Source organism: Brevibacillus formosus (genome assembly GCF_003013405.1).
In the GTDB taxonomy this organism is placed as follows: domain Bacteria; phylum Bacillota; class Bacilli; order Brevibacillales; family Brevibacillaceae; genus Brevibacillus; species Brevibacillus formosus.
This window is the reverse complement of the sequence record NZ_PXZL01000025.1, coordinates 1-15,256: the sequence shown is the minus strand read 5'-3', so window position 1 is coordinate 15,256 and position 15,256 is coordinate 1. Positions and strand designations below refer to the sequence as shown.

The window sequence follows — 15,256 nt, the reverse complement described above, 5'->3', positions numbered from 1 at the left end:
GAGGTTTTTTCATGACATCCTAAACTAATTTCAAGACATTCGATACCCTAGCTGTGCCGACATCGCACGTACCGTAGCTAGCGTTTCTTGTAAAATCTCTTCTTGTTTCGGCATCACGCGATCAGAGGGACCGATGACACTGACAGATGCAGTTACGTGTCCAGTTGAATCAAAAATCGGGGCAGCGATTCCGGTCACGCCTGTATTGCGTCGATTCGAGCTAATTTCATAGCCCCGCTTGCGAATTGTCACCAAGTCCTCTTTGATTTGCTCGACTGAAGTGTACGAATGAGGCGTGTAGCTTTTCAGCGGATGCTCCTGCAAAATCTCATCCTGAAACTCCTCAGGCTGATAGGCAAGCAAAACCCTTGCAGCGGAGGTAGAGTAAAGAGGAAAACGCCGGAAGGATTCTACGGTAAAGCGAATGGGATGAAGCGAATCCTCTTTGGCTACATAAATCGCGTCCTTGGAATCTTGTACACATAAGACCGCCAATTCGTTTGTCCGTGAGACAAGCTGTTCTAAGAACGGTTTGGAAAAATCAACGATATCGTGATTCGTGAGCACCTTAGTGCCCAACTCCAAAAGCGTGTAGCCAAGCGTATACTGCTTGGTTTTTTCATTTTGGCGGATAAAGCCTTCAGACTCTAACGTGGACAGGAGCTTGTGAACAGCTCCCTTGGACAGCTGGAGCTTTTTGCTGAGCTCCGTTACCCCGAGTTCCTTTGGTGAATCGAGAAATATTTTTAACAGCCGACAGCCATTTCGAACAGAAGACAATACTTGGTCCATACAAACGTCTCCTTTAACGTACAGTAGCCCCTCTAAAAGAAGAGTCTCGATTGAAGTAATTTTACCATTAGAAAGAATGCTGGCAAGCCTGTAATTGGGGCAATGATGCTTCTAGTATGACTACCTTGAATAGTCAGTATCTTTATGCTAGTATAACATTATCGTTCTCTAATAGGAAACGTTGTTCTCTATTCGTGAACAATACAGACAATCGGGGGTCGAACTTACATGAAGAAAAAGGCATTATCCGTCTTGTCCATTTTCGCTTTGACTGGTTCCTTGCTGGCTGGATGTGGCTCTTCCACGCCGCAAACATCTGCTCCTGCACCGGCTGCTGGCAACAATAGCGGCACCGAGGCACAAGCTCAGCTGGAAGACACACTGGTAGTGGCAGGAAACGGTGCGACCGTTGAAAAGATGATGAAGGATGAAGTGTTCAAGAAGTTTAACGAGAAGTACCCGAATGTAAAGCTGACCTATGTTTCTGGTGTTTCCACGGAGATCGTAGCAAAGGTTAAGGCACAGAAAAATGCTCCGCAAATCGACCTGACAATCGTTGAAGGCGGCGAACAAGAGAAGGGACGTCAAGAAGGCTTGTGGGAAACAGTATCCGCAACAGATATCCCGAACATGAAAAACGTACCGCAAGATTTGCGTGTGACGGAGGATAGCGGTGTAGTTGTAAACTTCACGCCGATGGGGATTTCCTACAATGCGGACCTCGTAAAAGAAAAAGGATTGCCTGTACCGAAGTCCTGGAATGACCTGGCCAAGCCTGAAGTGAAAGGCTACATCACGATGACAGACGTAGCGAGCAATTTCGGACGTTCAGCGATGATCATGCTGGCGTACGCAAATGGCGGGTCTGAGAAAGACATCGAACAAGGCTTCAAACAAATGGAAACGATTGCAGGATACATGCCGACCTTTGCGAAGAGTGCAGCACAGCTCCAGCAAAATCTGCAAAACAAGAGCGCAGCCTACACCACTTGGACAATGGCGCGCAGCTTGACACAAAAAGAAGCGGGCGTACCATTGGAGTTCGTTTTCCCTGAAGAGGGCGGAAACATCGTACCGAACGTAGCTACGCTGGTAAAAGGTTCGAAAAGTCCAAAAGCGGCAAAAGCATTTGTCGATTTCCTTTTGACAGATGAAATTCAAACGATGTACGCAACGAAGCTGTACTACAATCCGGCAACATCTGTGAAGCTGCCAGACGAGGTAGCGAAAACATTGGAATTCGATCGTACAAAGGTTGTTAACTTCGACTATAGCGTTGTGAGCAAGGAAACATCTGCTTGGCTGGATCGCTTTAACAAAGAAATCGCACCTAAAACAGGAAAGTAGGTATTCACGTGACCAAGGTGATTGACGTTGAACTGCGCGGCATCATGAAAAAATTTCAAAGCAATGTCGTGGTTCAAAACTTCAACCTGCAGGTGGAGCAAGGCGAATTCATCTCGTTTCTCGGCCCATCTGGTTGCGGTAAGACCACGACCTTGAATATGATTGCCGGATTTTTGGACCCGGATGGCGGAGACCTTTTGATCAAAGGACAGCGAATGAATGGCGTGCCTCCGTACAAACGGGAGCTGGGCATGGTGTTTCAGACGTACTCGCTGTTCCCGCATATGACTGTGGCGGAAAACATCGCTTATGGCTTGAAATTGCGCAAAGTGAACAAGCAAGAAATGCAAGAGCGCGTGAATCGTGTACTGTCTCTGGTCAAGCTGCCAAACGTAGCAGACCGCTACCCAAAACAGCTCTCTGGCGGACAACGTCAGCGGATTGCGATTGCACGTGCGCTCGTTATCGAGCCGTCACTTTTGCTGTTGGATGAGCCGCTCAGTAACTTGGATGCCAAACTTCGTGAAGAGCTGCGCGATGAGTTAAAGCGCTTACATCACGAAATCGGTGTTACGACCATTTTCGTTACCCATGACCAGGAAGAGGCGTTAGCACTCTCTGATCGCATCGTGGTCATGAATCACGGATTCGTGGAGCAAATCGGTACGCCGCTGGAGATATACAATCAACCCGCTTCCGAATTCGTACATACCTTCATCGGTAAGACGAATCGTCTGGAAGGGGAAGTCATCGGAATAGACGGGGATGTACTCACGCTGCGGACGACAGGTGGAATGCTCGTGAAGGCGGCAAAGCAACAGCGAACCGTGGCACTTCATGAAAAAGTGATCATTTTTATCCGACCAGAGAAAATCAAGCTGACCGATTCAGCGGTCAGTGAGGAAGCGAATCGGGTAAAAGGACATTTGCAGCTTGCCTCCTTCCTGGGCTCGTACACAGAATGTGAGGTCAAGGTCGGGGAGCATACGCTCTCGGTAAAAGTCCAAATGACCGATAGTTCGGTGGATCGTCAAGAAGGCCAGACGGTTTACTGTCAATGGAACGCGGACGACGTATTGGTCATGCCCGCAGGAAGGGGATGACGGATGAGCAAGCGTCTCTCGGTAACATTGTTGACAGCACCTGCGATGATTTTGCTGCTAGGAGTATTCATCCTCCCGATGCTGATGATGCTTTTGCTCAGCTTTCAGGATGAGAATCAGGCGTTCTCTTTGCACAATTATTCATTATTTATACAAGATCCGTACTACTTGGAGATTCTTTGGCGGACGATTCGCGTGAGTCTCTGGACGGTTCTGGTAAGCCTCTTGCTCGGGTTTCCTGTAGCGATGTACATGGCGCAGGCTACAGGGAAAATGCGTGGCATCGTCACGATGCTGATCCTGGCCCCTCATCTTATCAGTGTTGTTATTCGAAACTTCGGTTGGGTAGTGGTTTTGGGGGAAAAAGGATGGATCAATGAAACGTTGACCAGTCTGGGTTTGATCGATCAACCATTGCGACTGCTGTACAACGAGCTGGGTATTGTGATCGGTCTGACAGATTCCTTTATTGCCTACATGGTTCTGGCGATTGCAACCAGCTTGTATGCTATCGATCCGTCCTTAAATAAGGCAGCATCGATTTTGGGAGCTTCCCGTATACGTACATTTTTCAGTGTGACTCTGCCCTTGTGCTTACCGGGGATTATTGCTGGTACGACACTGGTGTTTAGCTTGTCGATGAGTGCCTTTGTGACACCTGCCTTAATGGGCGGGACTTCCGTGAAGGTCTTGCCTGTCATTGCCTATGAGCAAATCATGGCGACACTGAACTGGCCTTTGGGTGCGGCACTTGCCTTCCTGCTCTTGGGCAGCACGATTCTATTGGTGACGTTGTATACAAAGCTGATTGAAACCAAGCGGTATAAAGAGGTGTTTGCGTCATGAAAAAAATAAACGTACTCGGACTCATCACGTTCTTTGTGCTTGTTTTGGTCAATCTGCCGTTTCTGGTCATTATCCCGAGCTCCTTTACGGCAGCCGGATACCTCGCTTTTCCGCCCGAAGGGTTTTCGTGGCAGTGGTATGAAATGATTTTGGATCGGCCGGAGTTCATCGATTCGCTGTGGATTAGTCTGAAGCTAGCTACGGTAACGGCGATTTTGGCGACTTTCTTAGGGACATTGGCTGCATTCGCGCTGTCCAAATACAAGTTCCGTGGGAGCGGCATCATTAACGCACTGATGCTTTCACCGCTTACCGTTCCTTCGCTCATTATAGGGATTTCCGCGCTGCTGTTTTTCACGCGAATTGGTATCGCGGGGACGTTTACAGGACTTTTGCTGGCGCACATGCTGATCTCGATTCCGTATGTCGTTAGGCTGGTGCTCACAGGGCTTAGCTCGTTCGATTATACGTTGGAAAAAGCGGGATACATGCTGGGTGCCCATCCGTTTCGGGTGTTCTGGGATATTACGTTGCCACTGTTGCGTCCGGCCATCGTGTCGGGGATGATCTTTTCGTTCTTGACGTCGTTTGACAATGTGACGGTTTCCTTATTCTTGGTGGCACCGGATACGACGACGCTGCCACTCGCGATTTTCACCTATATGCAGGAAACACTTGACCCGTTGGTGGCTTCGATATCCTCGGTGGTCATCCTGCTGAGTCTGGTGTTCATCGTCTTGTTGGAAAAAGTGTACGGACTAGAGCGCCTGTTCGGACTCAATTCACAATCTCACTAAGGAAGAGGCACTATGTCAATCCACACTTATGTACAAGAAAATATGCCCCACTATCTACAACTACTCGAAGAGGCAGTCAACATGGACTCGCCTTCTCGTGACAAACAGCTGGGCGACCGCATGGCGGGCTGGTTCGCTCTGCAGTTTCAACGGCTGACAGGGGGAGTAGCAGAGCTGATCCCGAATAAGACGTATGGCGATCAGGTGCGTTGTACGCTAGGCAACGGGGAAAAACAAATCCTCATCATCGGCCATTACGATACCGTATGGCTAGAAGGAGAGGCGGCTCGCCGACCGTTTGCGATCCGGGATGAGAAAGCGTACGGGCCGGGCGTATACGATATGAAAGCGGGCGTTTTGCAAGCAATGTTTGCCATGCGGGCATTGGTGAAGCTGGATCGCCTGCCAGCAGATAAAAAAATCGTGCTCCTGCTAAACAGTGACGAGGAGATCGGCAGCCCGACTTCTCGCCGACTGGTAGAAGAAGAAGCCGCGCGTTCGGTGGCAAGCTTTGTGTTGGAGCCGCCAACCGAACCGAGCGGCGCACTCAAAACATGGCGGAAGGGAAGCGCCCATTTTACCTTGTCAGTCAGTGGCATTTCCTCACACGCGGGCGTCGATCATCAAAAAGGTGTCTCTGCTATTGAAGAGCTGGCGAGACAGGTGCAATTTCTACATGCCTTGACTGATTACGAGAAGGGAACGACGGTCAATGTGGGTGTCATCAAGGGGGGGATTGGCTCCAATGTCGTAGCCGACTCGGCAGAAGCAGAAGTAGACGTGAGATTTATCTCGATGGAAGAGGCACTACGCATTGAGAAGGTAATGAGCGAACTCACGCCAGTGCTTGCCGGTACAAACATCAGCGTAAAGGGTGGCATTCGCCGACCGCCGATGGAGCGAACCGAAGAGACAGGCAAATTATTTTCCCTTGCACAATCGATTAGCATCAATGAACTAGGGATGGCTTTGGAAGAGTCGGGTACAGGTGGAGTCAGCGATGGCAATTTTGCTGCTGCTTGCGGAGTACCGACGCTGGATGGACTTGGTGTAAAGGGTGGCTACGCCCACTCGCCGGATGAATGGATTGAACTGGGAGAAATATCGACGCGTGCTACGCTGTTGGCGCGGTTGATAGAGGAAGTATAGAGAGAAAAAAGAGAAAGAGCACCTGCCTTGATGCGTGTGATATTACATCGGGGCAGGTGCTTTTGTGTGGGGAAGAAGAGGTTATTGTTTCGGAGACGTATTCAGCTTTTTCACAAAGCTATTAAGGTAGTTCGCTCCGCGGCTGGTGAGGATACCAGCCAGCACGGCAGAAACGTAGTAGCCGCCGCCCTCAAGACCAAAGGGGTTGACTTGAAAAGCGAGGGAGAGCGAAATGCCGATGAGGATGGAGAGGATGTAAGTGGAGCGGTCTTTCAGTACGGGGAAGGCATTCTTTAAAATTTCGGTTACGGCTTCTATCAAGATCGCCATAAAAGTAAGCAGACTCAGGCTGTGAATGAATTGGTCAATGTCAATCAAAGGTTGTTCCTCCTTTTGCAAGTAGAGCGGGGTGTACTTCGGGGAAAATATCCAGCCGTCATTTGGAAGGGAGTTAGTTCGCGGGGCGAGATCTCGCCCCAAGGCAGGTAGGTGTCACCTTCGTAGATGACCCTTTGTGGAGGAGGTACGGCTGGATCGGCAACGTCTAGGAAATCCTCGCTTGCATGTACGTTTTGAGTTCGGTCTCCAGCTCTTTTACACGAAACTCCAGCTGTTGCCTCTCTACTACCAGCGTCGTGTATTTATCTCGCCACTCCTGTACGATGGTTTCAAGCTCCATGCAACGGTTGCGCCAAACATGGAGTTCTTCCCGGAGCTTGTCCATTTCCTGACGAAGCTCCTGGCGAATTTGCTGGTTCTCCTGCGAGATTTGTTGCCTGTCTGTAATCATCAACTCTTTCTTGTTGTTGTGGCGAGCAACCAGATAAGTGACGATTGCCGTCAGCACACTGGATACTACCAAGGGGAGAGTGGAAGAGTTGAGTAGTGTTTGGATCATCCGTTTATTCACCTGCTTTCTCTTGTGAGGTCTATATATAGAGTAGACAGTTTGGGGAAATTCTCACAGTGTTTTGGGTGAAAATGCTACCACAACTGCTTGATTTGGAAGTAGGAATAAGCGGGGGTGGCTTCTATGACGCCATTGGCAAAAAAGGAGTAGCCGAAAAGCTCTACATAGTCGCCGGGCTTTAGCTGGACGATGCTTGAGCCGTTTAAACACCAGGCATGGTTGGAATAGGAGACAATACTGCTGAGTACTTTATGGAGTTCACCATTGATTCGGATTTCTAGATGCAGTCCGTTGGGTGAAGTGGTTGGGCTTTTGATGCGTGCCGAGCCGATGATTAAGTATTCGCCTGGTGCTTTTGCTACAAAGCGGCTTTGGCTTTTATCGAATTCTTGGATGGCGTCGTGGGTGGTTTGATTGAAATTAATTTTGGTGAAGGTATCTGCTGCGGTTAGGGTTTGATCGGCGGACATGGTGGCGGTTAGGTTGGTTCCTGTTTTACCTATAAAATCGGATACAAGATTAGAGGAAAGGACGGTGAAGCTATGGATGGCTGGACTATCCAGAACTCCACTAGGAGAATGAAGAATTGCCTTTACTCTCAGGTCCGAGTTGATCGGATTAGGGAAGGTAATCTGTTCTCCTAGTGTTGCAGGAAGCCAATTAGAACCCCCGTCATTAGTAATAAACCAACTGATTGTACCATGCTTCTGATCCTCTTCCGCTGTTAACACTGCATTAAGAATGGGAGATACAGACGGCAGACGATTACTGACGAATTCTTGTGAAAGAGTGCCTGATTCTCCTCCGATTGTCAGGCTGAATTTTGTTATCTCGGGGGTCATGGTTACTGTTGGCGTTATAAGCTTTATCCTAAGGTTTATCGTATCGGTTGGGGATGAAAACTTTATCTCCTGTCCATTTGGAGCGGGTAACCACTGTGCACCATGGTCTGGGGAAATTTCCATTGTTACTGAAGAGGGGGTAGATACAAAATTACTACGCATCATCGTGAGATTTTTACTATAGGCGGTGGATGCGTAAACACAGCGAATATTTTGATTGGAGTCCTTATAGACATAGGAGAGGCTGCCATTAAAATTCGTCACGATTGTCTCATCATCGGCGATCTCTAGTGTATCTGCATTCACAGACAAGGAGCAGATTTTTCCAGTCAATTGGGTGTCATAGGTGAAGCGATAGGTATTCCCGTCTTTCACTAAGCTATGGATACGATCGGCAGTTCGGGTAAGTGCTTTTGCTTGAAGTAAGGTACCTGAAACAGGGTCTATTGTACAAACATAAATGGAGCGAGGACTGGCATTTCGTACGGCGGCAATAATAATTTTACGTGTATCTGGGTCAAAATAAGTGGCTAAGGAGTCAGTGAAGTGCTGTATAGTAAGTTGCTTGATAGTCTGTATGGGAGCGCCCGTTAGGCTTATCTTTGTGAGGTAGACCCCACTCTTGCTATCTGTATGATGGATGGATACAATTGCCTCTTGCGCATTGTCATAAAAAAGGTTAAGGCTGATCAAGTGTCCATAAGCGAAAGAATTCGTTCCCGGTAGTGGAAACGCCGGTATTAAGATATTCATTTCACTATCGAATTTTATGACATATGTGCTCATGGATCCATATGTCCAACCAAACCAAATATGATTATTTTTATCTACACAAAGAGACGAAGACTTGTAATAAAGATCTGCACTACCTGCGGTACTGATGATTCGCCAATCCTTAATAAAACTACCATCACTATTAATGCACCCAAGATACAGGTGTCTACTGTAGTTATTTTTGCTAGTCGGCACACCCAGCCATACTCGATTGTTATAGTCGACCACGAAACTTACATTAGAAACAAAGCTTCCATAAGAGGAAGCAGGATCAAAATCAGAACTGAAGGGAGTAGGAGATATTTTTTCAAAAGCAAGCGATCCATCCGGATTTTCAACCCGATAATAAACTCCCTCCGTTTTCAGGAAAGCGACGTGCCATGTCCGATTCGTTCGATCTGTAAATGCAATTGGTTGGAAATAGGAGCGAGTATCATCGTTGGTTAGACGTTCCGAGTGAGAAAACGCCATTGTAGAAGGAAGGACAGTATTGGCGTTTATTGTGACGGTATCGGAGTTTTTAACAGGGATCGGTTTGCTATAGAGGATTCCTTCCAGATTTCCGGGGGCAAGTGCTGCTTTTTGGGTCGAAGTATCGAACAGGATGTTACTGGAGTTGATTTTGTCGTAGTAATTGGTGTTTTCAAAGCTCTCTTGAAAGGAAGCTGTTTTGGCAACTCTGACTTCGTTTGTCCGAACTGCCGCCGTAGTCTTATCAAAATCGATACGGGAGCGGTTGCTAAAATCCTCGTGGTGCGTATAAGTAATGGTGCTTCGCTGCTTTTCTATCGAATCAATCCGGTCTTTTAATGCTGGATCAGCCCCGACACTAATAATCCCAGTACCAGTTCCAATAAATAGTTTATGCGTATCTGTAGTAAAAAGCGGTTCCCCAGCAGGAGCTGAAGAAGGTAAATTCGTTTCTTTTCCTCGTTTGAATTTGATTGGTATTGTCATTAGAATGTACCTCCATCTACCTCAGTGATCGTGGAGCCACTGCTACCGCCAGAGCCTACATTTATTTTGTAATCTCCATCGGAGAGTAAAAGGACTCGCAGATTTGTATTTCGGTTATACTCGTATTTGTAATCTACTCCAGGTATGGCCATGTCCCAGGAATCTAGTAAGTCTACATTCATGGTAAGGGAGTCTAGGCTTGTTTCATCTGTGGATGATGACTGTTCGAAGTAGAACGCACATCGCAAGTTTCTAGCTTGGCCAATCTTCCCGTCCCATTCAGAGATACTATTGAAATCGTCTATTGTCATCGCTTTTGCTTTGAAATCATTAGAGTTATTAACATCAACTGTTGTCCACGAGCCATCCTTTTGTTTTGCTTCCCATGTTGCTCCACTGTCCGTACTTATTGCTACTCTTAAAACGCCTTTCTCTGTACCTGATAAGGTTAAAGAGTTGATTTTTGAGGTGCTGAGAAAGCTAACATCATTCTTCATTTTTACGATCCTTGGTACAGGAACTCCAGTAAGATGAGCAACCGTGTGTTCTCTTTTAGGTTTCGAAACAAGGATTTTGATGTTGGACTTGTCTATTAAATCTTTCAAGTATGGGGCGCATGTAGAGAGGTCGAGCATGCCTTTATTTAGAAACATATCGTCTGTAGGGGGAGCAGCACCAACGGTTTCCCAGCCGGAAGAAGTGTATGTTTTCACGTCTGTTCCGTCTAGTATGAGGAATCTATTATTGTGGAGGGGCTCGATTAAAAGAACTGGACGGAAGCCTCGACTTGGTGTTGTAAGATCTGTCGAACCAGATGTCCAGTTTTTGAGACCGTTATAACCTCGTATCACGCGGGCCTTTGAATTGGATGGATCAGTAGTACTGGTCCATGAACCGTGATTTACATTATTCCAGATCTGGTCATCGGTAATGTACGTATCCCATTCGTTGTCTTTGTCTGTTGCGCTAACTCCGCCTGTCAACAGTCGCATTGCCATTTCTTGCTCAGGGGAAGTGAACAACTGAACGGTGTAAAATCCAACATAGTAATAAGTGCTGCTCCACACATGTCGTTCCAATACTCTAATCCGATACTGGGAATAAGTCTTATCATTATTGAATGAAAAAGTCTTTATTGTTTCATTCCAGGCAGTTTGCTCATCACCACTGTGGAGTATATCCCAAACGATTCCATCATTAGAAGCTTCAAACGCCCATTGCTTTGGGCCGTATTTTGCATGCAATTGGTAAGAGGTTATCTTTACTGGCGATACATATTGAATCTTTAAGACTTCCTCTGTCGTTGCGGTTGCAGAAGTACTTGTCCAATAGGATATGCTTGATACATCAAATGCTTTCCATGCATTGTGATTTGTTTGATCAAATTCGGTTGAAGCAGAAACTGTGCATGTCGGGGAAGAATATCCAGACATTGCCGGAATCGTATGCAATCCTTTTATAGGAAGACCACTTCCACTTGCAACCCCTGCCGTATTTAAGGCATCCCATGATAAGTTTTGAGTATTACGGTCAGCGATAAGAATCTTATCGCCCTTATAAGTTGTGTCAACCATAATAAAATAGCCATCACCATTTGCACTAGCAACAGGAACAATGGGCAAAAATGATCCTACTTCTTCTCCAAGAGAGAACACTCCATATGCTGCATTGAATGCAAGATAGTTAAAACGAATTCGCTTCCCCACACTCAAATCTTTGACATTAGTCACTTCATCGGGATGATAAATACGCCCAGATGTCATAATGTCGATAGCATCAATTCCAAACCATGCTCCTGATCCAGAAACTGGCTCAACCTCTATCAAATAGGTTTGATTAGGATCAAGGTCTATTCTTTCAAATGCGAGCATATTAGGAGCAGATGGAAGCGCATTGTTATCATATTCCGTATACGCACCACCATTGAATCGAATTTTTTGATCAGCTCGGTTTGTGGCAGGATAAGTCAATACACGGACGCTTGTCGTGTTTGTTACTAAGAATGAAAATTTTGCTCCAGTGAATGTAGCTGTTCCGTAGTCAAAGCCACTATTACTAGCCCAGCCTGATCCATCCATTTTAAAACAACCAGCATTTGGCTCGTATCTTTTCCACCCTTGATCTGGTGATGTTAACTGGACGCCAGGAGGAAGTTTAATAGACCCCGTATCATCAATATCTATTGCATCAAGTGAGATATATTGCGAACCTCCTGTACCATGTTTAATCTCTACAGTGTGGACACCACTAGGCAAATCAGTTTTTTCAAACAATAAAGTCTGTGATTGTAGTGAGCCATTTTCAGAATAGGTATATGTTACACCATCTAGTACAATATCAACGACTGTAGAACGATTTGTATTCCTTTGAGCAATCACTCTTAGTTTAGTCCCTGAGAATTCGAAGGACACCTTATCGCCAACTACGTTTGTGAAATGCTGTGTTTGTCTATATTCATTAACAGAACCATTTGAAGAAGTGCCTAATGTCCAACCACTACCTGTATATTTAAATCCAACTACATTATCATCATATCGTTTCCATCCAGATTCTGGCTGTGATAACTGTTGTCCAACTGTAGCCATCCGCTACACCTCCTTATATTCGAATACTGGGCGAAAGCATGCCAAATTAGCTGTTACAGTAATACTTGGAATATATCCAAATTCCTTTGCTTTTAAGTGACCTCTTCCTACTCTCGCCGTGTTTGGAGCAGATGGCATTGAAAGGCTTGGTGTATCCTGACACCAAGTAGAGGTACTTAGAAAATGAAATACGTCATCAATTGTTTTACCTGTTTGAATCTTACCAATAGGAAAATTCACTATATATTTGTCCCATTCATTGTTAATGGGCCAAGCTCCAATTTCTTTGTCAGTTGTAGACATGCTTCCGCTACCATTCGCATAGGCTACTCCACCTGTGAGCGAACGGAGTGTACCTGAAATATTCTCACTCGAAGCACAGCCTTGTGAGATATTCGAGCTTGTACTAAACGAATAGGGCTTCCCTTGTATCACCTTCCCGGCATTCAGAACATCCCAAGAGATAGAGTGTTGACATACCCTGTCAGCGATTAGCAATCCTTTGGCAACTTTCACAAAATAAAAAAATTTGGAGCTGTAAGTAGTAGACTCTCCTGTTACTGGCTTTTCTCCAGCCGTAGAGAAAGTATCTGTCCCTAACCCAACTAATATCCCTGCTGGACTATCTGACAAGCTTCCACTGGTTTTATGGAACGAGTACCAGCACTTTACATAGTCACCGATCTGCATATCTGAAATTTTTGATCTTAATTGTCCGGTTGTTGCTGGAATGGGCATTTTTTTCACCTCAACAATTCATTGAACTTTTCGTAATACTAATTTGATCTCTAATCGTAGTCATATTCAATTCAACTTGATTTTCTCTATATGCGAAAATTGATTCACATCAAGGGGGAATAAGTACACACTATTACCAGATGGGAGCACTACGGCTTCTGTTAATTCAATTGAGTAGTCGGTTTTAAGCCTTAACGTACCATCCAGTTCCATATAATTATCATGGTCAAAGTTAGAGGCCTCGTTACTAGAAAAGGATGCAATCTCGAGAGAGTAATTGTGTTCACCGGGGGCAAATTTCAAAACCTCGATAGGGGGTAATTTGAAGTCAGAAGTGTAGGGGATGATGATATTTACTTCTGAGGGAGAAGTAGGAGAGGAGGTAACTCCATACTTTTCTACTTGAATCATTGAAACAGCGTTGCCAGGTACGTTACCTCCGGAGCTATCGCCTACCGTATCTGTATAAGTCGGGAGAGTGTCTTTGTCATACCAAATGCAGCCAATACTATTGAGTACTGCTTTATCGCTAAGGTTGGCTCGAATGACAAGAGACGTACCTGGTAGGAAAGTGCTTAAATCAACTAGCTGATTTAAAGGAACACCAGCTGTGAACGTGGTTCCTCCATCGAGGGACAAATCAATGCTGAGATTACCCTCGTACTCTGCATCCAGTACCAGATGGGTCGGAGCTTTTGCCAATGGAATCGGTTTGGAAACCATGACAGGATTTTTGTCAGATGCTTGCAGTATTTGTATTTCAGTAACGGTCATGTATGTGCTTTTATTCCATACCGTTACTTTGACCTCATTAATGAGATAATCCAGGATGATAGGGTAGTGCCATGAACCGTCCCCATGTACTCCTTTATCGGTCTTGGAAGCGAGATTAATCCTTGGAGTAACAGCCTCCCATTTACCCGTTGAAGGATTTTTGACGAAAATTTGATGATCGCAATAGTTGTGATCCGCGCCATAACTGCCGTTCATCCAAAGAATAATTTTGGATACTTCTATGGGTGTCGCCCATTTCATGAATAAGTCAGCACTAGTACCACTCTGAAGCCAGTAGTCAGAATATCCGCCTGGAGATACAGCGGCATTATCGTCTGCGATTTTTTCAACAGAATAGATTGATGTGGTGCCATTTGCTTTGAATGGTCGATAGGTAGTATTGTTATTGTTGTAATCTCCAACAGAAGAAGCAGTCTGTACACCTAGTGTCTGCCAGCTATAAACGGCGCCTGCTGATTTGGTGAATTTTCCGTTTCCAATTTGATAGGATTCGGACTTAGAGGCATCAATTCCAGACGTATCTACAAATGCATCTGCATACAAATTATGCCAAACCGACGTTCCCTGATTCGCACCTTCCAAAGTACGATAAGTATTACGCAAAATATTAGTAGCTGCGACGACGTCAACTAACGGTTTGGTGCTGCTACGATCCCCGCCTCCCCCTTCTTTACCTGGCATCTCAACAAGCATGCTATCGTCATACCAAGTAAATCCCAAAGATTTTAAACTGCCTGTAGCTGGAATGTTAGCTCGTAATTGGAGGTTTGTACCTTTTAGCGAAGAAGTATCGAGCAGCTTGTTTAAATCGATGTTGTTTACCCAAGTTGTTCCATCAAGGGTCAGGTCGAAGGTGACCCCGTCAGTATACTCCGCAGTTGTAATAATCTTATTTGGAGAGCTGCCAACATTAACTGGCTTAGTCACGAGAGTAACAGCGTCAATAGTTTCATAGAATTTAATCTCGTTCCAACCAGTATAAGTCACCGGGTTTGCTCTGAGATAACTTCGAAGCTTGGCCAGGCGGTAAAAGCGGTATGCAGAGGTATTCGTAAAGCTGTGTTCTAACTCTGAACCTGTGTTTGCATGAGATCCTGCGTATAAATCTGTCCAATTCGTATTATCTTGTGAACCTTGCAGAGTAAACGTGGCAAGACCGTATTGCCCACTTGAGATTCCAAGAGCTCGGATTGCGAGCTTAGTAATAATTTTAGGGACGAAAAAGTCAATTTGCCACCAATGACCTTCTGCCGGAGGAGTCGCTCCATCTGAATAATAGTAATCAGTTACATTTCCGTTGATTCCCTTCCATCCAGGGTAACCAGACGTTTCACTAGACGAGGTTACGTGATAAGGGGCAGGTTCAGTTGGACTGGACATGATGATGTTTGTATCGTGAAGTCCGGGTGAAACAGTACCATTTATAATGGCAAAAGAAGATGACTTTTCGATATCAATTCCTGAGGAATCACTAAATACATCTACATACATGTTGTTTTGACGATAGGCGGGTCTGTTATGTGTTTCCGCATCACGGAAGGTATTCAGTAAAATATTGATTGGGGACTGTAAATCAAATGAACTGCTCGAGGCTCCCCCATTGTTTCCCCCGCCACCCCCA

Annotated in this window: 12 protein-coding genes; 5 read left to right on the top strand and 7 right to left on the bottom strand. The window is 45.6% G+C overall.

Translation table 11 applies throughout. From position 1 onward, the window contains the following. Positions 1–30: 30 nt before the first annotated feature. A complete protein-coding gene (locus tag C7R91_RS20810; RefSeq protein WP_047072312.1) occupies positions 31–792 on the bottom strand; it encodes an IclR family transcriptional regulator in 762 nt (253 codons plus the stop codon). 228 nt (positions 793–1,020) lie between these two features. Here C7R91_RS20810 and C7R91_RS20805 point away from each other — a divergent pair, with 228 nt between their 5' ends. The 5 genes from C7R91_RS20805 to C7R91_RS20785 are packed head-to-tail and all read left to right on the top strand — an operon-like array spanning position 1,021 to position 6,034. After that, on the top strand, positions 1,021–2,139 hold the full coding sequence (locus tag C7R91_RS20805) for an ABC transporter substrate-binding protein (protein ID WP_047072310.1): 1,119 nt from the start codon (positions 1,021–1,023) through the stop codon (positions 2,137–2,139). 8 nt (positions 2,140–2,147) lie between these two features. Then, positions 2,148–3,242 (top strand): ABC transporter ATP-binding protein, encoded by a 1,095-nt coding sequence (locus tag C7R91_RS20800; protein WP_047072309.1) that lies wholly within the window; start codon positions 2,148–2,150, stop codon positions 3,240–3,242. Positions 3,243–3,245: 3 nt separating this feature from the next. Next, complete coding sequence (locus C7R91_RS20795) at positions 3,246–4,088, top strand: ABC transporter permease (protein WP_047072307.1); 843 nt, start codon at positions 3,246–3,248, stop codon at positions 4,086–4,088. Continuing rightward, complete coding sequence (locus C7R91_RS20790; protein WP_012684369.1) at positions 4,085–4,885, top strand: ABC transporter permease; 801 nt, start codon at positions 4,085–4,087, stop codon at positions 4,883–4,885. The genes C7R91_RS20795 and C7R91_RS20790 overlap by 4 nt, the downstream gene beginning before the upstream one ends. Before the next feature lie 12 nt (positions 4,886–4,897). Then, the gene (locus tag C7R91_RS20785) at positions 4,898–6,034 is read left to right on the top strand and encodes a M20 family metallopeptidase (protein ID WP_047072304.1); all 1,137 of its coding nucleotides are present in this window, start codon (positions 4,898–4,900) and stop codon (positions 6,032–6,034) included. 81 nt (positions 6,035–6,115) lie between these two features. On the opposite strand, the gene C7R91_RS20780 is transcribed toward C7R91_RS20785, so the two are convergent. The 6 genes from C7R91_RS20780 to C7R91_RS20755 all read right to left on the bottom strand — a co-directional run. Then, the gene (locus tag C7R91_RS20780; protein ID WP_047072302.1) at positions 6,116–6,412 is read right to left on the bottom strand and encodes a hypothetical protein; all 297 of its coding nucleotides are present in this window, start codon (positions 6,410–6,412) and stop codon (positions 6,116–6,118) included. A 166-nt stretch (positions 6,413–6,578) separates the two neighbouring features. After that, on the bottom strand, positions 6,579–6,932 hold the full coding sequence (locus C7R91_RS20775; protein ID WP_047072301.1) for a hypothetical protein: 354 nt from the start codon (positions 6,930–6,932) through the stop codon (positions 6,579–6,581). 86 nt (positions 6,933–7,018) lie between these two features. After that, on the bottom strand, positions 7,019–9,517 hold the full coding sequence (locus C7R91_RS20770) for a hyaluronate lyase N-terminal domain-containing protein (protein ID WP_047072299.1): 2,499 nt from the start codon (positions 9,515–9,517) through the stop codon (positions 7,019–7,021). Continuing rightward, complete coding sequence (locus C7R91_RS20765) at positions 9,517–12,102, bottom strand: hypothetical protein (RefSeq protein ID WP_047072297.1); 2,586 nt, start codon at positions 12,100–12,102, stop codon at positions 9,517–9,519. The genes C7R91_RS20770 and C7R91_RS20765 overlap by 1 nt, the downstream gene beginning before the upstream one ends. Positions 12,103–12,105: 3 nt before the next feature. Next, positions 12,106–12,840: a hypothetical protein gene (locus C7R91_RS20760; protein WP_047072295.1), complete on the bottom strand. Its 735-nt coding sequence runs from the start codon at positions 12,838–12,840 to the stop codon at positions 12,106–12,108. A 66-nt stretch (positions 12,841–12,906) separates the two neighbouring features. Then, positions 12,907–15,256: discoidin domain-containing protein (locus C7R91_RS20755; protein ID WP_106786216.1), on the bottom strand; the 2,350-nt coding region annotated here is incomplete at its 5' end.